This is a genomic window from Xylophilus sp. GW821-FHT01B05 (genome assembly GCA_038961845.1).
Lineage (GTDB): Bacteria > Pseudomonadota > Gammaproteobacteria > Burkholderiales > Burkholderiaceae_C > Xylophilus.
Genome location: CP152408.1, coordinates 2835959 through 2856752 on the forward strand (window position 1 = coordinate 2835959; position 20794 = coordinate 2856752).

Annotated in this window: 20 protein-coding genes and 2 pseudogenes; 17 read left to right on the plus strand and 5 right to left on the minus strand. The window is 64.5% G+C overall.

Annotated elements, in window-relative coordinates; all coding sequences use genetic code 11:
* Positions 1-547: 547 nt before the first annotated feature.
* The gene (locus AAFF27_13165) at positions 548-982 is read left to right on the plus strand and encodes a thioesterase family protein (GenBank protein ID XAH26079.1); all 435 of its coding nucleotides are present in this window, start codon (positions 548-550) and stop codon (positions 980-982) included.
* A gap of 13 nt (positions 983-995) precedes the next feature.
* On the plus strand, positions 996-1388 hold the full coding sequence (locus AAFF27_13170; protein XAH26080.1) for a RidA family protein: 393 nt from the start codon (positions 996-998) through the stop codon (positions 1386-1388).
* Positions 1389-1497: 109 nt separating this feature from the next.
* Here the strand turns inward: AAFF27_13170 and AAFF27_13175 are convergent.
* Both AAFF27_13175 and AAFF27_13180 read right to left on the minus strand, forming a co-directional pair.
* A pseudogene (locus AAFF27_13175) lies at positions 1498-2053 on the minus strand (IS630 family transposase).
* Between the two features lie 45 nt (positions 2054-2098).
* Positions 2099-2191, minus strand: a pseudogene (locus tag AAFF27_13180) (integrase).
* 153 nt (positions 2192-2344) lie between these two features.
* On the opposite strand from AAFF27_13180, the gene AAFF27_13185 reads away from it, so the two are divergent.
* The 14 genes from AAFF27_13185 to AAFF27_13250 all read left to right on the plus strand — a co-directional run bounded on the left by AAFF27_13185 (position 2345) and on the right by AAFF27_13250 (position 17532).
* Entirely contained in the window at positions 2345-3517 is a 1173-nt protein-coding gene (locus tag AAFF27_13185; protein ID XAH26081.1) for a helix-hairpin-helix domain-containing protein, read from the plus strand.
* Between the two features lie 129 nt (positions 3518-3646).
* Complete coding sequence (locus AAFF27_13190) at positions 3647-4084, plus strand: hypothetical protein (protein ID XAH26082.1); 438 nt, start codon at positions 3647-3649, stop codon at positions 4082-4084.
* A gap of 421 nt (positions 4085-4505) precedes the next feature.
* Positions 4506-6617, plus strand: coding sequence for a 3-hydroxyacyl-CoA dehydrogenase NAD-binding domain-containing protein (locus AAFF27_13195; GenBank protein ID XAH26083.1), 2112 nt, complete (start codon positions 4506-4508; stop codon positions 6615-6617).
* A 21-nt stretch (positions 6618-6638) separates the two neighbouring features.
* Complete coding sequence (locus AAFF27_13200; GenBank protein ID XAH26084.1) at positions 6639-7814, plus strand: acetyl-CoA C-acyltransferase; 1176 nt, start codon at positions 6639-6641, stop codon at positions 7812-7814.
* A 209-nt stretch (positions 7815-8023) separates the two neighbouring features.
* Positions 8024-9841 (plus strand): acyl-CoA dehydrogenase, encoded by a 1818-nt coding sequence (locus AAFF27_13205; GenBank protein ID XAH26085.1) that lies wholly within the window; start codon positions 8024-8026, stop codon positions 9839-9841.
* A 49-nt stretch (positions 9842-9890) separates the two neighbouring features.
* Positions 9891-10094, plus strand: a complete 204-nt coding sequence (locus tag AAFF27_13210) for a hypothetical protein (protein ID XAH26086.1) — start codon at positions 9891-9893, stop codon at positions 10092-10094.
* A gap of 87 nt (positions 10095-10181) precedes the next feature.
* On the plus strand, positions 10182-10973 hold the full coding sequence (locus AAFF27_13215) for an SDR family oxidoreductase (GenBank protein ID XAH26087.1): 792 nt from the start codon (positions 10182-10184) through the stop codon (positions 10971-10973).
* A gap of 31 nt (positions 10974-11004) precedes the next feature.
* Positions 11005-11448 carry a PaaI family thioesterase gene (locus tag AAFF27_13220; protein ID XAH26088.1) on the plus strand — a complete coding sequence of 148 codons (444 nt, stop codon included), beginning with the start codon at positions 11005-11007 and terminating at the stop codon, positions 11446-11448.
* A 96-nt stretch (positions 11449-11544) separates the two neighbouring features.
* Positions 11545-12561, plus strand: coding sequence for an NADP-dependent oxidoreductase (locus tag AAFF27_13225; protein ID XAH26089.1), 1017 nt, complete (start codon positions 11545-11547; stop codon positions 12559-12561).
* Positions 12562-12563: 2 nt separating this feature from the next.
* Positions 12564-14222 (plus strand): isovaleryl-CoA dehydrogenase, encoded by a 1659-nt coding sequence (locus AAFF27_13230; GenBank protein XAH26090.1) that lies wholly within the window; start codon positions 12564-12566, stop codon positions 14220-14222.
* Between the two features lie 13 nt (positions 14223-14235).
* Positions 14236-15168, plus strand: coding sequence for a glutathione S-transferase family protein (locus AAFF27_13235; protein XAH26091.1), 933 nt, complete (start codon positions 14236-14238; stop codon positions 15166-15168).
* A 133-nt stretch (positions 15169-15301) separates the two neighbouring features.
* Positions 15302-16207, plus strand: coding sequence for an SDR family oxidoreductase (locus AAFF27_13240; protein ID XAH26092.1), 906 nt, complete (start codon positions 15302-15304; stop codon positions 16205-16207).
* Position 16208: 1 nt separating this feature from the next.
* On the plus strand, positions 16209-16748 hold the full coding sequence (locus AAFF27_13245; GenBank protein XAH26093.1) for a methylated-DNA--[protein]-cysteine S-methyltransferase: 540 nt from the start codon (positions 16209-16211) through the stop codon (positions 16746-16748).
* A gap of 40 nt (positions 16749-16788) precedes the next feature.
* Complete coding sequence (locus AAFF27_13250; GenBank protein ID XAH26094.1) at positions 16789-17532, plus strand: SDR family oxidoreductase; 744 nt, start codon at positions 16789-16791, stop codon at positions 17530-17532.
* A 133-nt stretch (positions 17533-17665) separates the two neighbouring features.
* Here the strand turns inward: AAFF27_13250 and AAFF27_13255 are convergent, their stop codons facing one another.
* From AAFF27_13255 to AAFF27_13265, 3 genes are read right to left on the minus strand one after another with little or no spacing between them, the layout of a single operon-like run.
* A complete protein-coding gene (locus AAFF27_13255; GenBank protein XAH26095.1) occupies positions 17666-18493 on the minus strand; it encodes an SDR family NAD(P)-dependent oxidoreductase in 828 nt (275 codons plus the stop codon).
* A 43-nt stretch (positions 18494-18536) separates the two neighbouring features.
* The gene (locus tag AAFF27_13260) at positions 18537-18830 is read right to left on the minus strand and encodes a DUF1330 domain-containing protein (GenBank protein ID XAH26096.1); all 294 of its coding nucleotides are present in this window, start codon (positions 18828-18830) and stop codon (positions 18537-18539) included.
* Between the two features lie 30 nt (positions 18831-18860).
* A complete protein-coding gene (locus AAFF27_13265; GenBank protein XAH26097.1) occupies positions 18861-19694 on the minus strand; it encodes an enoyl-CoA hydratase/isomerase family protein in 834 nt (277 codons plus the stop codon).
* A 174-nt stretch (positions 19695-19868) separates the two neighbouring features.
* On the opposite strand from AAFF27_13265, the gene AAFF27_13270 reads away from it, so the two are divergent.
* The gene (locus AAFF27_13270) at positions 19869-20792 is read left to right on the plus strand and encodes a LysR family transcriptional regulator (protein XAH26098.1); all 924 of its coding nucleotides are present in this window, start codon (positions 19869-19871) and stop codon (positions 20790-20792) included.
* Positions 20793-20794 lie beyond the last annotated feature (2 nt).

The following is a 20794-nucleotide window of genomic DNA, read 5'->3' on the forward strand; positions in this document are numbered from 1 at the left end:
TTTGCCTTCTCACTGGCTGTGGGGTGCAGGCGGTGCTTGTGTGAGTGCTTGGTTGTCTTGCAGGCGGCGGGTGCCGGGAGTTCGCCCCGGCGGGCGAGTAACTTTCTCTTGGCGAACGCCCAAGAGAAAGTCACCAAAGAGAAGGCGACCCCGCTGTGGCGGTCCGCTGCGCGGACTGCTCTGCGGTGCTCGGTGTGGGCAGGCGGCTGCGGAACTCGCTTCGCTCAGACAGTCCTCGCCATCCGCGCTACGCGCGGCAACCTGCCCCCACCTCCGCTCCTCGACGCCACAGAGGGGACCCCAGGATCGCCACACGGGCCGTCGCTGCGCTCGGCCTCTGCATTACTCCCTCCCCCGCTGGGGGAGGGCTGGGGTGGGGGCCGGCTGTCCGGACATTGGTAGTTCGGCTGCCCCACGCCGTTGATGGAGCCGAGCAGCACAGGGCACCCGCCGCCAGCAAGGCACACCAACTATCAAATAGATAGCTAATAGCCAAGGCTGCACCCGGGCTAGAGCCACTTTTCTCTTAAAAAACCAATCCATCCAAATGACAACCCCTCCACCATCCCTCCGCTTCGAACGCGAATACCAAATCCGCTTTGCCCACTGCGACCCGGCCGGCATCATCTTCTTCCCCCAGTACCTGATCCTCTTCAACGCCCTGGTAGAGGACTGGGTCACCGACGGCCTCGGCATCCCCTATGCCGACCTGCTCGGCCGCCGCCGCATCGGCATGCCCATCGTCAGCCTGCGGTGCGACTTCAGCGCCATCAGCCGCATGGGCGAGCGCGTGATCTTCGAGCTGGCCGTCGAGCGCGTAGGCAACGCCTCGCTCACCCTGGCCCTGGATGCGCGCTTGGGCGACGAGCTGCGCGTGCGCTCGCGCCAGGTGCTGGTCACCACCAGCCTGGACACGCACCGCGCCATCCCCCTCCCGGACGACATGCGCGCCGCGCTGGCCCCGTACCACCCCAACCGCTGACAGGAGACACCCCATGCAAGTCCTTCTCCCCCCCGGCTGGCCGCGCCCGCGCGGCTACGCCAACGGCGTCACCGCCCGCGGCCGCATGGTCTTTGTCGCCGGCATGATCGGCTGGGACGCCCAAGGCCGCTTCGCCGAAGGCGGCATGGCCGCCCAGGTGCGCCAGGCGCTGCAGAACATCGTCGACGTCCTAAAGGCCGGCGACGCCCGCCCCGAACACATCGTGCGCATGACCTGGTACGTCACCGATAAACAGGCCTACATCGCCGCCTACCCCGAGATAGGCGTGGCCTTCCGTGAACTGATTGGCAGCTTCAACGCGTCAATGACGGCGGTGGAGGTGTCGGCGCTGATTGAGGATCAGGCGCTGGTGGAGATTGAGGCTACGGCTGTGGTGCCGGATTGAGGGGGAAGCTAAAGCTGCCGTTCATGCTTGGGTGCACTAAAGGAGTGCGTCCAAAGCGCGGACTTTTGCCCTGAACTTGGAGCGTCGTCCAAAGACTGATTGTCGTCTGCTAGTGTCCTGAGTTGGAAGTTCGCAAGCAAAATCGCTCGATGCTGGCGAGGATGTCATCAGCGGACTTGGTCCAGTGGAAGGGCTTGGGGGTCCGCGTTGTGGATGTCCAGGTACTGCTTGATCGCCTGCTCGAGCTGGCGCGTCGATCGATGGGTGCCGCGGCGGATGCACTTCTCGGTGAGCGTTGCGAACCAGCGCTCAACCTGATTGAGCCAGGATGCCGAGGTGGGCGTGAAGTGCACATGGAACCTCGGATGACGCGCAAACCAGTTGCGAATCGTCTGCGTCTTGTGCGTGCCGTAGTTGTCCATCACGAGGTGCACGTCCAGCCCGCTGGGGACGTTGGCCTCCACGGTGCGCAGGAACTGCAGGAATTCGCTGCTGCGGTGACGCCGGTGCAACTCGCCTATAACTTCGCCGGTCGCAATGTCCAGGGCCGCAAACAAGGTCGTGGTGCCATGGCGCATGTAGTCGTGCGTTCTGCGCTCAGGAATGCCTGAGGCCAACGGCAGCACCGGCTGGGTGCGGTCCAGCGCCTGGATCTGGCTCTTCTCGCCATGCCAACGAATGAAAAAGCGTACCCAGTACAGGTAGGCCTTCTCGGTGCTGAGGCTATAGTGCCGGTAACGAACACGCTCCCGGACTTGGTCCAACAGTCGTGTGGAGCGCAAAACAGGTGTGCCGGGTTTCATGGGATTTTTATACCTGTGTTTTTGCACAGTGTATCGATCGCTAACCCAGGCTGCAAGCCACTTTCAGGAGGAAGCCGTGTCCAGAATATCCCGCCTCGTCCAGCTTATTCCGCAGGTTCTGCGGGATACATTGCGTTAGGCATCACAAAACACATGACTCCTCAATCTGAAGCACTTCGCCTCCTTGATGAGGCTTTGAAGGAACTTGAGTCTCCGAAGGGATCCGTTCTGGCCGGTACACAGAAGCTGTCTCGGTCATCTGCGCTACTTGGGAACGCGGATATTCAAGCGTGGTGTGCTGTGCAACTCGGTGAGAGAAGCTACGTACTGGCACTTCAGAAGCTACTTACAGCACTTTCGACGAAGGAAGACCCCAAGTCAGGTGAGAGCAAGAAGGCGGTCTCGGAAGCAGTAAAGGCACTAGACGCCTTAAAGCTCAAGCATGAAATTCACTACTCGAATGAAGAGCTGAATGTGAAGGCTTCCGAGAGCGGTGGAGGATACATCAGCATCGGGTTCGTCGAAGAACGTTACGCAGACCTCGTTCGCACAAAAAAAGGGAACGATGGAACTTACTACAAGAATAATCTTTATACCCACCTGAACTATGTCCGGAAGAAGGCACACGAATTTGCTTCCGTTCTTTACAACCAACTCAAGTTCTCAGGAACGGTCAAGAACTGCTTCGACGTGCTGAAGTCCGCGGTGGATGACAAGCTATTGGATCTGAATCCAGCATTGGCTGAGCAACTCATGCTCGCCTTCAAGGCTGTCTCCGCTGAGAAAGATGAAGAATGGTCACAGGCATTGACTACCTGCCGGCGACTGCTTGAAGGCCTCGCTGACGAGTTGAATCCGCCGAGCACTGAAGTGACAAAGGGCAGGAATCTGACTCAAGCGCAATATGTCAATCGACTCTGGGCGTTCATGGACAAGTCGATTGAATCCGATTCAAACAAAGACTTGGCGAAAACACATGTTGACTTTCTAGGTGCCTGGCTCGAAAAAACGAACAAGCTCTCGAACAAGGGCGTGCATGCAGAGGTTTCCCAAGTAGAGGCGGTCAAGGCAGTGTTTCATGTCTATCTCGTTGTCGCCGACCTGCTGGAGTACCTCGACAAATCTCCAGTGAAAGTCGGGAAGAAAGACATCAACACTGCCACCATTGATGAACTGGAGGCTCTGCTGGACATTAGTCGCACCACGGCAAAAGAAATTGTCAAAGCACGAATATCCAAGGGCAGGCTAGATACAGAAGTCCTGAAGGGCATCCGAGGAGTCGGACCCAAAACGCTTGAAAAGGCTGCAGCCGCATTCTTGCTGTAATGTGATGCCTAACCATTCGTTCAACCGGAAGCAGTGGGGCATGCCGCCGTTTGGTGCTCCATTTCATTCTGCCCCAAACGTCGTCATACCCCACTGCTCCGGTTAACTTGGACGTTGGGCGGCATAACCATGGCGTACACGTTACAAGCGCTTGTTATGAAGTGCGGTAGCCTGCGTGCACCGCTTCCTGACGCGTTGAAGGTAGTTCCGTTGTCGGCCGGAGCGGACTTGATTCCGATTGGTGCGAGTGCGCTCAAGGCGCTGGAACTGCCGTTCCTTCCCCTGACGGACGAAGGGAGCGCGGGGTTGCCACTTGGAATCTCGCAGCTATGCGAAAAATTAAGTGCGCACAGCTCGCTTGCTTACATCGAGGCGGAATTCTTCGGCGGCTCTGGAACTCAGGCGCATGCCATCTATTCGGCCGGCAAGTCCGTTGGTGAGCCCGTCATCTCGGAGTCATCCATCAATGACGCGCTACGCTATCTCGGCATCAGCAAGGGCGATTCGCTGGATGAGTTCGAGGCTGTTGGTCTGGACCGGCATAGAAATACTGAGAGTTGGCTCTAGTGAGAATGCTGCCCAACTTTTCGCTCCATCGGACGGCTTCGCCGCCCGCTGAGCTTTGACGTTGAGCGTCCGCTTCGACATCAAACCAATGCCTGCTTCTCTGATCGGGCCGTTTTGTCAAGGGCAGAGTATCTCGGTCTTTGGTTTCGTTGAACAGAACGTCTCGGTGCAGTTCACGCTTCTCTCCTGGCCGACAGCGGAAATTCAAGACTGTGGTTGCAACGATCTCCCCCGGCGATTCAGAGATTCATCATCAATAGCTGCGCAGGCCCAATGTCCCCCTAGGGACAAGCCTCCTTGCTCCCTCGTCCGGCCCCCTCCTAGAATACAACAGAAGAAAAGCACGACCGTTCGCTACCCGCCAACGGCCACAACCCCCGAGACATCCCCCGCTGTATTCCCCAACCAAGGAACCCTCCGCATGACGGCTGAATACCGACTGCACGGCGACGTTGCCGTGATCTCCCTGAACAATCCCCCGGTCAACGGTCTGAGCCATGCCACTCGGCAGGGCATTACAGATGGGCTGGCCAAGGCGCAGGCAGACCAGGCCGTGAAGGCCATCGTGCTGACGGGGGCCGGCAAGGCTTTTTCGGGCGGTGCGGACATCAAGGAATTCGATTCGCCCAAGGCGCTGCAAGAGCCCAATCTGCTGAGCGTGATCCTGGCGGTAGAAAACTCCTCCAAGCCGGTGGTGGCCGCTGTGCACACCGTTGTCATGGGCGGCGGGCTGGAGCTGGCGCTGGGTGCGCACTACCGCATTGCCGCGCCGGGCACCAGCGTGGCGCTGCCAGAGGTCAAGCTGGGCCTGATCCCCGGGGCCGGTGGCACGCAGCGCCTGCCGCGTGTGCTGGGCGTGGAGACCGCGCTGAACCTGATCGTGTCTGGCGAGCCAGTCAAGAGCGAGCTGCTGGCGCAGCAGCCCGGCCAGAAGCTGTTCGACAAGCTGGCGGCGTCGCCCGAGAGCCTGCTGGACGAGGCCCTGGCCTTGGCCCGCGAGGTGGCGGCCAAGCATGCGGATGGCAGTGCGCTGCCGCTGGTGCGCAACCTGCCGTGCAAGCACCCGCTGGGTGATGCGTACTTTCAGTTTGCGCGCAATATGGTCAAGGGCATGGCCAAGAACTTCCCCGCGCCGCTCAAGTGCGTAGACGCGGTAGAGGCCGCCACCAAGAAGAAGTTTGACGATGGCATGGCCTACGAGCGCGAGCTGTTCATCAACCTGATGTGGACGCCAGAGTGTCGCTCGCTGCGCCATATCTTCGTGGCTGAGCGCGCTGCCTCCAAGATCCCGGATGTGCCGTCTGATACGCCGCAGCGCGCCATCAAGTCGGTGGCCGTGATTGGTGCCGGCACCATGGGTGGCGGCATCTCCATGAACTTCCTCAACGCCGGCATCCCGGTGAAGATTTTGGAGATGAAGCAAGACGCGCTGGACCGCGGCATTGCCACCATCAAGAAGAACTACGAGGCCCAGGTCAAGAAGGGCAAACTCAAGCAAGACAAGTACGAGCAGCGCCTGGCCTTGCTCAGCACCACGCTGGACTACGCCGACCTGAAGGATGCCGACCTGATCATCGAGGCGGTGTTTGAAGAGCTGGGCGTGAAAGAAGCCGTGTTCAAAAAGCTGGACGAGGTCGCCAAGCCCGGCGCCATCCTGGCCTCCAACACATCCACGTTGGACGTGGACAAGATCGCAGCCTTTACCAAGCGCCCGCAAGACGTGGTGGGCATGCATTTCTTCAGCCCGGCCAACGTGATGAAGCTGCTGGAGGTGGTGCGTGGCAAGGCCACCGGCAAAGACGTGCTGGCTACCGTCATGGCCGTGGCCAAGAAGATCCGCAAGACGGCGGTGGTGTCTGGCGTGTGCGACGGCTTTATCGGCAACCGCATGATCGAGCAGTACAGCCGCCAGGCCGGCTTCTTGCTGGAAGAGGGCGCCACGCCGCAGCAGGTAGACCGCGCGGTAGAGAAGTTTGGCTTTGCCATGGGCCCGTTCCGCATGGGCGACCTGGCGGGCAACGACATTGGCTGGGCGATCCGGAAGCGCCGCTCTGTAGAGAAGCCCGGCCTTAAATACAGCAAGACCGCCGACCTGCTTTGCGAGCTGGGCCGCTACGGCCAGAAGACCGGCGCCGGCTGGTACGACTACCAGGCCGGCAAGCGCGACGCCATCCCGTCCAAGCTGGTGACCGACATGGTCGAGCAGCACCGCAAGGACCTGGGCATCACGCCGCGCAAGATCAGCGACGACGAGATCGTGCAACGCCTGGTGTTCTCGCTGGTGAACGAGGCCGCGCACATTCTGGAAGACGGCATTGCCTCCAAGGCCAGCGATATCGACATGGTCTACCTCACCGGCTATGGCTTCCCGATCTGGCGCGGCGGCCCCATGCACTACGCCAACCAGGTGGGCCTGTTCAACGTGGCGCAGAGCATGCAGCGCTTTGGCCGCAACCCGCAGGATGACGCCGAGTTCTGGCAGCCCGCGCCGCTGCTGGCCCGGCTCGCCGCCGAAGGCAAGACCTTCAACTGACCCCATTCGAGGCATCCACACATGAGCAAAGCCGTCATCGTTTCTACTGCCCGCACGCCGCTCGCCAAGAGCTGGAAGGGCTCCTTCAACATGACCCACGGCGCCACCCTGGGTGGCCACGCGGTGCGCCACGCCATCGAGCGCGCCGGCATTGATGCCGCGCACGTCGAAGACGTGATCATGGGCTGCGCCACGCCCGAAGGCGCCACCGGCTCCAACATCGCGCGCCAGATCGCATTGGCAGCTGGCTGCCCGGTCACCACCTCGGGCGTTACCGTCAACCGCTTTTGTTCGTCCGGCCTGCAGACCATTGCCACGGCGGCCCAGCGCATCATTGCGGGCGAGGGCGATGTCTATGTGGCCGGCGGGGTGGAAAGCATCTCTTGCGTGCAGCAAGAGGCCAACACCCACATGCTGCATGACCCCAACCTGCAGAAGCAAAAGCCAGAGATCTACTGGAACATGCTGCAGACCGCCGAGCAGGTTGCCAAGCGCTACGGCATTGGCCGCGACGCCATGGATGAGTACGGCGCCGCCAGCCAGCAAAAGGCCTGCGCCGCGCAGGCGGCCGGCCTGTTCGACGCCGAGATCGCGCCCATCACCGTTACCGCCGGCGTGGCCGACCCGGTCTTGGGCCTGCGCAGCAAGCAGGTCACCGTCAGCAAAGACGAAGGCACGCGAGAAGGCACCACCAAGGAAGGCATCAGCGGCATCAAGCCGGCGATCCCCGGCGGCGTGGTCTCGGCCGGCAATGCCAGCCAGTTCTCTGATGGCGCGGGCGCCTGCGTGGTGGTGAGCGAGGAGTACGCCAGCAAGCACGGCCTGAAGCCGCTCGGCCGCTTCCTGGGTTTTGCCGTGGCCGGCTGCGAGCCCGACGAAATGGGCATTGGCCCGGTGTTTGCCGTGCCCAAGGTACTGGACCGGCTGGGCCTGAAGGTGTCCGACATCGACCTGTGGGAACTGAACGAGGCCTTTGCCGTGCAGGTGCTGTACTGCCGCGACAAGCTGGGCATCCCGGCAGATCGCCTGAACGTGAACGGCGGCGCGATTGCGCTGGGCCACCCCTACGGCGTGTCGGGCCAGCGCCTGACCGGCCACGCACTGATCGAAGGCAAGCGCCGCGGTGCCAAGCGCGTGGCGGTGACCATGTGCATTGGCGGTGGCATGGGCGCTGCGGGCATCTTCGAAGTGCTGTGATGGTGCCGGCCGGCGTGTTCTTTGTGGCCGCCGGCCTTTCCACGCTTTGCGCCGTGGCGTGGGGCCGCATTGCGTATCTGGGCGAGCCCATTGGAATACCCCGTTCGGGCTGAGCTTGTCGAAGCCTTGGCCCGCATCTACCAGCCCTTCGACAAGCTCAGGGCGAACGGAACCAACTGCCGGGCTGCCGGCACACCGGACTTCTCTTCATGTCCCTACGCCCCACACTCGACTTTCTTCTCTACGACTGGCTGGACGCACCCGCGCTGACCGCGCGCGAGCGCTTTGCCGATCACTCTCGCGAGACCTTCGACGCGGTGCTGGACACCTGCGAGCGCATTGCCCGCGAGAAGTACGCGCCGCACAACCGCACGGTCGATACGCAAGAGCCGCACTTCGATGGCGAGAAGGTCATCCTGCCGCAGGCCACGCACGATGCGCACCAGGCCTTTGTAGCCTCGGGCATGCTCAGCGCCGCGCAGGACTACGACATTGGCGGCATGCAGCTGCCCTACACCTTGCAGGCGGCGGCCAACAGCTTTTTTGCGATGGCCTCGGTCAGTATTGGCTCGGGCATGCTGACCAGCGGCAATGCCAACCTGCTGATGGTGCACGGCACCGAGATGCAGAAAGAGGTGTTTGCCAAGAGCGAATTCTCTGGCCGCTGGTCGGGCACCATGTGCCTGTCGGAGCCGCAGGCGGGCTCCAGCCTGAGCGACGTGGCCACGCGCGCCGTGCCCGATGGGGCGGGTTTTCAGGATGACCCGCTGGGCCCGCGCTACCGCCTGACGGGCAACAAGATGTGGATCTCGTCCGGCGACCACGAGTTGACGGAGAACATCGTGCACATCGTGCTGGCCAAGATCCCGGATACCGATGGCAAGCTGGTGCCGGGCACGCGCGGCATATCGCTGTTCATCGTGCCCAAGAAACTGGTCGACACGCAGGGTGCGCTGACCGGCGTGCGCAACGACGTGGCGCTGGCCGGGCTCAACCACAAGCTCGGCTGGCGCGGCACCACCAATACGCTGCTGAACTTTGGCGAGGGCAAGTTCCCGGTCGATGGCCGGGCTGGCGCCGTGGGCTATCTGGTGGGCGAGCCCGGCAAGGGCCTGCACTGCATGTTCCACATGATGAACGAGGCGCGCATTGGCGTTGGCACGGCGGCGGCCATGCTGGGCATGGCGGGCTACTACGCCTCGCTCGACTACGCCAAGAGCCGGCCGCAGGGCCGCCCGGCGGGCCCGGCCGGAAAGGACGCGGCCCGCCCGCAGGTGCGCATCATCGAGCACGCCGACGTGCGCCGCATGCTGCTGGCGCAAAAGTCTTACTGCGAAGGCGCGCTGGCGCTGGAGCTGTACTGCGCGCGGCTGGTCGATGAGCAAAAGACCGGCGCTGCCCAGGCCGCAGACGACGCGCGCCTGCTGCTGGAGGTGCTCACGCCCATCGCCAAGAGCTGGCCCAGCGAGTGGTGCCTGGAGGCCAATTCGCTCGCCATCCAGATCCATGGCGGCTATGGCTATACCCGTGACTTCCCGGTGGAGCAGTACTGGCGTGACAACCGCCTGAACATGATCCATGAGGGCACGCACGGCATCCAGGCCACCGACCTGCTGGGCCGCAAGGTGCGCATGGAAGGCGGCCGTGGCCTGCTGTTGCTGGCGGGCAGGGTCAACGCCACCATCGAGCGCGCCATCCAGCTCCCCGAGCTGGCCGAACACGCCAACGCGCTGAGCGCGGCACTGGCCCAGGTCGGCGCCGCCACCAACGCCGCCTGGGCCACAGAAGACCCAACCGAGGCCCTGGCCAATGCCGTGCCCTATATGCAGGCCTTTGGCCACATGGTGCTGGCCTGGATCTGGCTGGACCTGCTGCTGGTGGCGCAGGGCGATACGCCTGCCGCCCAGGGCCGTCAGGCGGCGGCGCGCTTCTTCTTCCACTACGAGCTGCCCAAGATCGGCGCCTGGCTGCAGGTGGTGCGCACGCGTGACCAGACCTGCGTAGCCTTGGCGGAAGATGCATTTTGAGAGCCGGGCAGGGCTAATATCTGCTGATCTTTTGCTGCATCCATTGCCCATGACCGCACCTGCTCAAATCCAGCGCCTTGAACGCCTTATCTGGGTCTTTATCTATGTCGGCCTGCTGACCCTGATCGTGGGCGTGGTTGTGCACGACACGGCAGAGCGCCTGGGCCAGTGCCTGATCGTCGGCGGCGGCTTTCTGGCGCTGATCGGCGCGGGCATGGTGCTGTGGCGGGCACGGCTCGACGAAGACGGTTGAGCCCGTCCAAGCCTTCTATCGCCGGCGGGACAGTGCCCATGGGCGGCGCATGACCACAATCAAGACGAAATTTCAGGAGACAAAAGCATGACCCGCTCTATCCAGCAACTGTTCGACCTCACCGGCAAGAACGCCCTGGTCACCGGCGGCTCGCGCGGCCTGGGCCTGCAACTGGCCTATGCGCTGGGTGAGGCCGGCGCGCGGGTGATGCTGTCTTCCCGCAAGGCGGGCGACCTGGAAGAGGCCGTGGCCGACCTGCAGGCCGCCGGCATCGACGCGCGTTGGGTGGCGGCCGATTGCTCCCGCGAGCAAGACGTGCAGCACCTGGCGGATGAAACCCTGCAGCGCCTGGGCCCGGTCGACATCCTGGTCAACAACGCCGGCGCCACCTGGGGCGCGCCGGCCGAAGACCACCCGGTAGAGGCCTGGGACAAGGTGATGAACCTCAACGTGCGCGGCTACTTCTTGTTGGCGCAGCAGATCGCCAAGAAAAGCATGATCCCGCGCCGCAGCGGCAGCATCATCAACGTGGCCTCCATTGCCGGGCTGGGCGGCAACCCGCCGGCCATGCAGACCATTGCCTACAACACCTCCAAGGGCGCGGTGATCAACTTCACCCGCGCCCTGGCCGCCGAGTGGGGCCGCCACGGCATCCGCGTGAACGCCATCTGCCCGGGCTTTTTCCTCAGCAAGATGACGGCCGGCCTGCTGGCCACCGTGGGCGAGGAAGAGATGGCGTCGCACGCGCCGCTGGGCCGCCTGGGCGACGACGAAGACCTGAAGGGCCTGTGCGTGCTGTATGCCTCTGACGCCGGCAAGCACGTCACCGGCCAGTGGCTGGCGGTGGATGGCGGCGTGAGCGCGGTGACTGGGGGATGATGGCGGTTTTCACTGGAACCCTGCTTTTCCCATGAGTCAACAGAACGACTACATCGAGCGCTGGAACCGCGCCAGCATCCCCTTTGCCCAGTTTCTGGGCTTCACGCTGGAGCGCATTGGCGATGGCGAATCCGAGCTGCACTTCACCGCGCGGCCCGAGCACCTGAACACCCACGGCGTGACCCACGGCGGCGCGTCCATGACGCTGATGGACGTGACCATGGCGGCCGCCGCGCGCAGCGTGGATTTTGAGATGGGCGTGGTCACCATCGAGATGAAGACCAGCTTCATGCGTCCGGCCAACGGCAAGCTGGTTGCCCGCGGCAAGCTGCTGCACCGCACCCGCAGCATGGCCTTTGTCGAGGCCACCATCCTCGACGAGGGCGGCGCTGCCTGCGCCCACGCCACCGGCACCTTCAAGTACGTGCAGCGCCGCCTGCCGGCCACGGCTGGCGACGGTATTTCTACCGACTGAAATTTTAAAGAAAAGTGGCTGTAGCCCAAGATGGGCGCCGGCTACTAGCTATAAAAATCGTAGTAATCGCCCACGGGCCACCAAAGGAGCTTTCGCATGCCAAAGAACCAGCAGATCCTCTTAGACAACCGCCCGACGGGTGAAGCGACCACCGACAACTTCAAGCTCGCGACCGCCGACACGCCGGCCCTGCAAGACGGCCAGGTGCTGGTGCGCCACCACTACCTGAGCCTGGACCCGTACATGCGCGGCCGCATGAATGACAGCAAGAGCTACGCGGCGTCGCAGGCATTGGGCGAGGTGATGATCGGCGGCACCGTGGGCGAGGTGGTCGAGAGCCGCAACGCCAAGCTTGCAGTTGGCGACCAGGTGGTCGGCATGGGCGGCTGGCAGGAGTACAGCGTGGTCGATGCCACGCAGCCCGGCGCGCTGCGCAAGGTCGACACCACGCACGTGCCGCTGTCGCACTACCTGGGCGCGGTCGGCATGCCCGGCGTTACCGCCTGGTATGGCCTGGTGAAGATCATTGCGCCCAAGGCCGGTGAAACCGTGGTGGTCAGCGCCGCCACTGGCGCGGTCGGCAGTGCCTACGCCGCGCTGGCCAAGGCACGCGGCTGCCGCGTGGTGGGCGTGGCCGGCGGCCCCGACAAATGCAAGTACGCGGTCGAAGAGCTGGGCTTTGACGCCTGCATAGACCACCGCGCGCACGGCGATCTCAAGTCCATGTCCAAGGCGCTGAAGGAAGCCTGCCCGAACGGCATCGACGGCTATTTCGAGAACGTGGGCGGCTACATCCTGGATGCGGTGCTGCTGCGTGCCAACGCCTTCGCCCGCGTGGCGGTGTGCGGCATGATCGCCGGCTACGACGGCCAGCCGCTGCCGCTGCAGAACCCGGCTTTGATCCTGATCAACCGCATGAAGATCGAAGGCTTCATCGTCAGCGAACACATGGAGATCTGGCCCGAGGCGCTGAAGGAACTGGGCGGCCTGGTCGCCAGCGGCAAGCTGCGCCCGCGCGAGACGGTCGCCGAGGGCATAGCAGCGGCACCCGAGGCCTTCCTGGGCCTGCTCAAGGGCCGCAACTTCGGCAAGCAACTGGTCAAGCTGGTGTAGCCATGACGCCGGCCATCGCTGCTCCGACGGACACCCACGAGGTCTTCAACCAGAGCACGCCGCTGGCCGACCTCAACCTGTTCGACACCCACCACGCGCTGCGGGATGCCCTGCGCCTGCATGCGCCCGAGCTGGACACCACGCCGCTGCAGGCGCTGGGCGCGCAAGCCGGCTCTGCCGCCATGCAGCTGCATGCCCGGCTGGCCAACACCAACGCGCCGCAGTTGCACACGCACGACCGCTTTGGCCGCCGCACCGACGAGGTCGAGTTCCACCCCAGCTACCACGCGCTGCTGGGGCTGGCGGTGGCCAACGGGCTGCATGGCACGCCCTGGAGCGGCGGCCCGCATGCGCACCTGCTGCGCGGTGCCGGCTTTACCTTGTTCACCGAGCTGGAGCCCTCGGTGCTGTGCCCCGTCTCCATGAGCTATGCCGCCACGCCGGCCTTGCGCGGCAATGCGGCGCTGGCGGCCGACTGGCTGCCCAAGCTGGCCAGCCGCGCCTATGACCCGCGCCTGGCCTTCTTTGCCGACAAGCCGGGCGTGACCATGGGCATGGGCATGACCGAGAAGCAGGGCGGCTCGGACGTGCGCGCCAACAGCACCCAGGCCCTGCGCGAGGGCAGCGATGCCTGGGGCGAGCGCTACCGGCTCATTGGGCACAAATGGTTTTTCTCGGCGCCCATGTGCGATGCCTTTTTGGTGCTGGCGCAGGCGGCGTCGGGGCTTTCGTGCTTCTTTTTGCCGCGTGTATTGCCCGACGGCACGCGCAACGCCCTGCGCATCCAGCGCCTGAAAGACAAGCTCGGCAACAAGGCCAACGCCAGCGCCGAGGTGGAGTTTGCCGACGCCCAGGCCTGGCTGGTGGGCGAAGAAGGGCGTGGCATCCCGCAGATCCTGGAGATGGGCAGCATGACCCGCCTGGACTGCGCGCTGGGCACCGCCGGCCTGATGCGCCAGGCCCTGGCGCTGGCCCTGCACCACACGGCCGAGCGCTATGCCTTTGGCAAGCCGCTGATAGCCCAGCCGCTGATGCAGAACGTGCTGGCCGATCTGGCGCTGGAGAGCGAGGCCGCCACCGCGCTGGCCCTGCGCCTGGCCCATGCCTTTGACCAGCCAGATAACCCGCACGAGCAGGCCATGGCGCGGCTGCTCACGCCGGTGGCCAAGTTCTGGGTCTGCAAGCGCGGCAGCGGCTTTGCGCAAGAGGCCATGGAGTGCCTGGGCGGCAACGGCTATGTAGAGGAGGGCGGCGAGGGCGTGATGGCCCGCATCTACCGCGAGATGCCGCTTAACTCGATCTGGGAAGGCGCCGGCAACATCATGGCGCTGGACCTGCTGCGCGCGCTGCGCCGCGGCGATGCCGCCGCCGCCCTGGCGGCAGAGCTGGCCCCGGCACGCGGCGCGCAGCGCACGCTCGATCTGTTTGCCGACAGCCTGCCGGCGCGCCTGGATGCGGTGCAGGACGAGGCCGATGGCCGCCGCCTGGCCGAAGACATCGCCCTGGCGGTGCAGGCCGCGCTGCTGGTGCGCGCCGCGCCCGCAGCCGTGGCCGACGCCTTCTGCGCCACGCGCCTGGGCGGGCAGGGCGGCCGCAGCTACGGCACCTTGCCGGCCGGCACCGACTTTGCCGCCATTCTTTCGCGCGCCATGCCGCGCTGACACCGGAGCCGCCATGCCCGACCTGATCCTGCACCACTACCCGACCTCGCCCTTCTCCGAGAAGGCGCGCCTGGCCCTGGGCTACAAGCAACTGGCCTGGCGCTCGGCGTTGATGCCCAGTCTGGCGCCCAAGCCCGACCTGATCGTGCTCACTGGCGGCTACCGGCGCGCACCGGTGCTGCAGATTGGTGCCGACCTCTATTGCGACACCGCCCTGATCTGCGATGTGCTGGAGCACCTGCAGCCCGCGCCCACGCTCTATCCCGAGCCCGAGAAGGGCCTGGCCCGCGCGCTGGCGCAGTGGGCCGACAGCACGCTGTTCTGGGCTGCCATGGCCTGGAACTTCCAGCCCAAGGCGGCCGAGCAGATGTTTGGCAAGCTGCCGCCTGAAGTCGGCAAGGCCTTTGCGGCTGACCGCGCGGCCATGTCCGTAGGCATGACGCGCCTGCGCCCGGGCGATGCCGCCGCCGCCTACAAGTCCTACCTGCGGCGCCTGTCCGACATGCTAGACAGCCGGCCCTTCTTGTTGGGCGACGTAGCCAGCATTGCCGACTTTGCGGCCTACCACCCGCTGTGGTTCACCCGCACGCGCGTGCCGGCGGTGGCCGGCATCCTGGACCTCACGCCCGCCGTCATCGACTGGATGGACCGCATGGCCGCCTTCGGCCATGGCAGCAACAGCAAGCTCGACGTGGCCGACGCCATTGCCCAGGCGGCAGCCGCCCAACCCGCGCCGCTGGCCGACGAAGCCTTCCAGGACGACCACGGCATTCCACTGGGCAGCCGCGTGAGCATCGCCGCCGAAAGCTTTGGCCCCGAGACCACGGAAGGCGAGCTGCTGGCCGCCACGCGCATGCACTTCACGCTGCGGCGCACCGATGAGCGTGTGGGCACGGTGCATGTGCACTTCCCGCGCATCGGCTATGTGCTGCGCAAGCTGGACTGATCCCGATGCGGTTCAGTTGAGCCCCTATCCCCGCTCGGGCTGAGCTTGTCGAAGCCTTGCGCGCCCAGCTATCAGCCCTTCGACAGGCTCAGGGCGAACGGGGTTCACTACCCAAAAAAACCAAGGAGACAAGATGATCGAAGACTTCCGCGGCAAGACCGCCGTGCTCACCGGCGCTGGTTCCGGCTTTGGCCTGGAATGCGCGCGCATTGGCGCGGCGCAGGGCATGAACCTGGTGCTGGTGGATGTGCAGCAAGACGCACTCGACCGCGCCCGCACCGAGCTGGAGGCCACTGGCGCCCAGGTGCTGGCGCGCCGCGTGGATGTGTCCGATGCCGCGCAGATGGAGGCCCTGGCCGCCGCCGTGCAACAGCGCTTTGGCGCACCGCACTTTGTCTTCAACAACGCCGGCGTGGGCGCGGGCGGCCTGATCTGGGAAAACAGCGAGGCCGACTGGCAGTGGGTGCTGGGCGTGAACCTGTGGGGCGTGGTGCACGGCGTGCGCCTGTTCACGCCCATGATGCTGGCAGCGGCCAAGGCAGACCCGGCCTGGCGCGGCCACATCGTCAATACCGCCAGCATGGCCGGCCTGCTGGCGCCACCCAACATGGGCATCTACAACGTCAGCAAGCATGCGGTGGTGAGCCTGACCGAAACCCTCTACCAGGACCTGCGCCTGGTCAGCGACCAGGTCTCGGCCAGCTTGCTGTGCCCGTTCTTTGTGCCCACCAACATCAGCCAAAGCCAGCGCAACCGGCCGGGCGAACTGGCAACAGACAAGCCCACCAAGAGCCAGTTGATCGGCCAGGCCATGAGCGACAAGGCCGTGGGCAGCGGCAAGGTGACGGCGGCCCAGGTCGCGCAAAAGGTGTTCGACGCCATTGCCACTGACCAGTTCTACATCTTCAGCCACCCGCAGGCCCTGGGTTCGGTGCAGACGCGCATGGAGGATGTGGTGCAGGCGCGCAACCCGACCGACCCGTTTGCGCACAAGCCGCAGTTGGGTGTTGAATTGAAAGCAGCGCTGCGAGCAGCCTGACATGAGCCTGCCGGGATTTGCGCTGTTCGACTCGCCCATCGGCCGCTGCGGCATTGCCTGGAACACGCAAGGCATCGCCGCCGTGCAACTGCCCGAGGCCGACGACGTGACGACCCGGCTGCGCGTGGCCCATGCGGCCGGCGGCGCGCAAGAGGCCATGCCGCCTGGTGTGCTGCAGGCCGCCATCGCCCGCATCCAGGCGCTGCTGCATGGCGTGCGGGACGATCTGGCAGACCTGCAGCTGGACCTGTCGCGCACGCCGGATTTCCAGCGACGCGTCTATGCCGCCACCCGCGCCGTGCCGCCGGGCCGCACCACCAGCTACGGCGACATCGCCCAGCAGCTTGGCATGCCGGGCTCGGTGCGTGCCGTGGGGCAGGCGCTGGGGCACAACCCTTTTCCCATCATCGTGCCCTGCCACCGCGTGCTGGCGGCGCAGGGGCGATCCGGCGGCTTCTCTGGCTACGGCGGCACGGCGACCAAGCTGCGCATGCTGGAGATCGAGGGCGCGCAGTTTGGGGATATGCCGGGACTTTTCTAGCGTCCAATAGGGCGCTTGTTTGTAGCCAGCGCCCGTCCCCATGCAAAACAGTTTGCCTGTCGCCCTTGTCACGGGCTCCACCTCCGGCATTGGTGCCGCCATTGCGCGACGCTTGTCGCAAGAAGGCTTTGCCGTCGTGCTGCATTCGCGCAGCTCGGTCGAGGCCGGGCAGGCATTGGCGGCTGAGTTGGGCGCTGCCGCCTATGTGCAGGCCGACCTGGCCCAGGACGCTGACCGCGTCCGGCTGGTGCGGGAGGCGGTCGGCTTTTGGGGGCGGCTTGATGTGCTGGTCAACAACGCCGGCATCAGCCGCGTGATCCCGCATGCGGACCTGGCCGCTGCAACGCCCGCCGTGTGGCAAGAGCTGCACGAGGTCAACGTGGTTGCGCCCTTCAGGCTGGTGGCTGAGGCCGAGCCCGCACTGCGCGACGCCGCCCGGCGCGGCCGGCCGGGCTGTGTGGTGAACGTCAGCTCGCATGCCGGCGTGCGCCCCAAGGGCGCCTCCATTCCCTATGCCACGACCAAGGCGGCGCTGAACCACATGACCCGCTTGCTGGCGCTGTCGCTCGCGCCCGATATCCGGGTCAACGCCGTCGCGCCGGGCTTGGTCGATACCCCGCTGACGGCCGACTGGACGGCGGCGCAAAAGCTCTGGCGCGAGCACTCCCCCATGCGCCGCGCCGCCAAGCCGCAAGACATCGCCCAGGCGGTGGCAATGCTGGTGGCATCGGACTACCTCACGGGCGAAATCCTGCTGTCGGATGGCGGTTTGAATCTGACCTGATTTGAACAAAATAGGCCTCTAGCCCAGGTTTGGACTGGGCTGGTAGCTATATATTTTGTAGTGCGCTCATACCAAAACGGCAGGCGCAGGGCGTCTTGCCACCGGCCCGGCAAATCGTGCCGCTCTGCCGGCGTCAACCCTGGGCCGCAATGGCGACTTCCCGCCAAGCCGCCCAAGTCGAGAGCCTGGCGGCATAGGTCGCCTCGATCTGAGGAATGGTGCCAGCACCCAAGGCCAAGCGCAGCGGCGGCTCCGGACTGTCCACGAGCTTGAGAATCGCGGCCGACGTCGCAGCAGGCTTGCCGAAGGCGTAGCTCTCGAACTGTCGGGCCAACTCGGCCCGGACGCCGTCGTATGCCGGCAGCGGTGCGGATTGCTTGGAGGAGGACGGATTGTTGAAGTCCGTCGCATAGCCCGCAGGCTCGACAAGCGTCACCTTCACTCCGTGTGATGCGACTTCCTGCGCCAGCGCATCAAGTAGCCCCTCGACCGCGAATTTGGACGCGCTGTAGAGGCCAAAGTTCGGGACTGCGCACACCCCCAGCACGCTCGAGACCGCGATCAGGTGCCCGCTGCGCTGGGCGCGAAAAATCGGTAGCGCAGCCTGGGCGACCCACGTCGCGCCAAAGAAGTTGGTGTCGAACTGCGCGCGAGCCTCGGTCTCTGTAATTTCTTCGACAGCACCTTGATGACCATAGCCGGCGTTGCTGAGCGCGACATCCAAGCGGCCAAACGCTTGTTGGGCATGGGCCACTGCCGCGATCACCGCAGCACGGTCGGTCACGTCCAACTGCAGCGGCAAGACCGCGCTGCCAAACTTCGTCACCAGAGGCTCGAGCGCCTTGGTGTCCCGAGCCGTTACTGCGACCGCGTCTCCGCGTTCAAGGGCGGCCGTTGCCCAGAGGCGTCCGAAGCCGCGACTGGCACCGGTGATGAACCATGCCTTCGGTTGCTTGTTCATTGTTTGATCTCTTCTGTGTTGTGAGTAGGGGGCCGCGGACCTTTTAGGCTGCGGCTCCCTCGATGATGAAAACGCGGTACTCGGCGCCCCTCAGCCGATGTTGCAGGGCCGCCTGGTAGAGCGGGCTGTCATAAGAGGCGCGGGCGTCGGCCACCGTTGGGAACTGGAGGATGACCGCCCCGTCTACCGGGGGCCCCTCCAGCGTCTCGACAGCGCCATAAAAAGCCAGCGCTGTGATGGGGTGCCCAACCGATGCTGCGGCGGCGCTCTCCTCGTATTTCTTGAACTCATCGGGATCGGTGATCCGGTCCCTGACATAGACGACGTATGCACTCATGGCGCTTCCTTTGCAGATGGCAAGCTTCGGTCAGGCAGCAGGAAGATCACCGAGGCGTGCGGCCATGTTCAGCTCGAAATCGCCGACTTTCCCCAAGCCGGCGCCGAGCAGCTTCGTGAACGCGTGCTGTGCCTCGGGCCACAGGTCAACGCCCTGAAGGATGTGGTTGGAGGTCCAAAGGTCGCCCTCGGACGGGACGCCCGCACGCCCATTGACCATTTTTTTGCCCGTCTCCAGCGCACGCTTTTCGAACCGTCCCATGCGCTCGGCCAGGGCGTCAACGAACGCGTCGAGTTCGGCGTCCGGGATGGAGCGATTGACGAAGCCGTAGCGCTCGCCAATATCCGCGTCGAAGTCATCGGCGCTGCAGACGATCTCCAGCGTCCGCGAACGTCCGACCAGCGCGGAGAGCCATTCGACGCCCCCGCCGCCTGGGATCGATGAGCCGCCGACCTCGATCAACGCGAACTTGGCGCGTTCTTTGGATGCGAACCGCATGTCGCAGGCCAGAGCGAACTCGAAGCCTTGCGCCCTTGCCCGGCCTCGCACCTTCGCGATACTGATGACGGACGACTGCGCAAGGCGGGTCACGAACCTCGGCCAGTTGCCGAAGAACGGCATCGCACCCGGCTGATCCAGAACCTTGAGTCGGTTTTCGACATCGTGATGGTTCATGAAGAAGTCGGCGTCGGTGCTCTCGAATACGACAACCTTGAGATCCTTGTCCCTTTCGATGTCGTCCATGAGGACATTCAGCTCGGCGAACATCTCCGGGTCGAACAGGTTCAGGGGCGGGTTGCCGATGACGACGCGCCAGTAGAACGGCGACTGATGCACAACGGAAAGGCGATTGGTGGTGGTCATGGGGGTGCTCGTTGAGCCGCGCAACTTGGATCGCACGGCGTTCTGGGAAACGGCCGCTTGAACGCGACCGTCATCGTTAGGTACGAAGCTTAGGATCGCCCGCCAGATCAAAAAAGTAGGTCGGATCTCAGTACAGTAGTGACTCAACTGTCCTGAATTACTGGAGGGGCGCATATGGAAAGCCTGAGCGGGCTTGCCGTCTTCGTGCAGACGGCCAAAACGCAGAGCTTCGTGTCCACCGGACGTGCCCTCGGCATATCAGCCTCTGCGGTGAGCAAGAGCATCTCGCGGCTGGAGGATCGCCTGGGTGTGCGGCTGTTCCAGCGCAGCACGCGTTCGGTGCGCCTCACTACAGAAGGCGACGTGTTTCTGGAGCGGTGCCAACGCATCCTTGTCGAGCTGGAAGGGGCCGAACAGGAGATGTCGGCGATGAACCGGTTGCCGCGCGGTCGATTGCGGGTGGGGCTGTCGTACGCCGCCGGCCTACCGATGCCGGCAATCGCCGGCTTCATGGAGCGATACCCCGAGATCGAACTCGACCTGGATTTCAGCGATCGCTTGACTGACGTGATCGATGAAGGGCTCGACCTTGTGATTCGGGGCGGAGAGCCGAGCGATTCACGCCTTGTGTCCCGACGCCTGGGCGTCTTTCGCATCTGCCTGGTGGCAGCACCGAGCTACCTGGCACGACGGGGCCAACCCGCCAAGCCTGCGGACCTCGTGCAGCATGACTGCCTGCACTACCGCTATCCGAGTTCAGGAAGGCTGGAACCATGGCCACTCCGGCATTCGAGCAAAGCGGCTGACGGACTGGTGCTGCCGATGAGCATGGTTTCCAGCAACCTGGAAGCCTTGCTCTACCTTGTGAAGGCAGGCCGTGGCATAGCCTGCGTACCCGACTTTGCGGTCAAGAGCGCACTAGCGGCGGGTGAGCTTCGGCTAGTGCTGGACGGCCACATGAAGCGCTCCACCACCTTCCGGGTCCTTTGGCCGAGCAGCAAGCAGATGTCGCCCAAAGTGCGCGTGTTCGTCGACTATATGGTCGCGAATTTCGGTCACGGGCTCAGCGGCAAGGCAGAAGCTGACACGCCTGGCTAGGC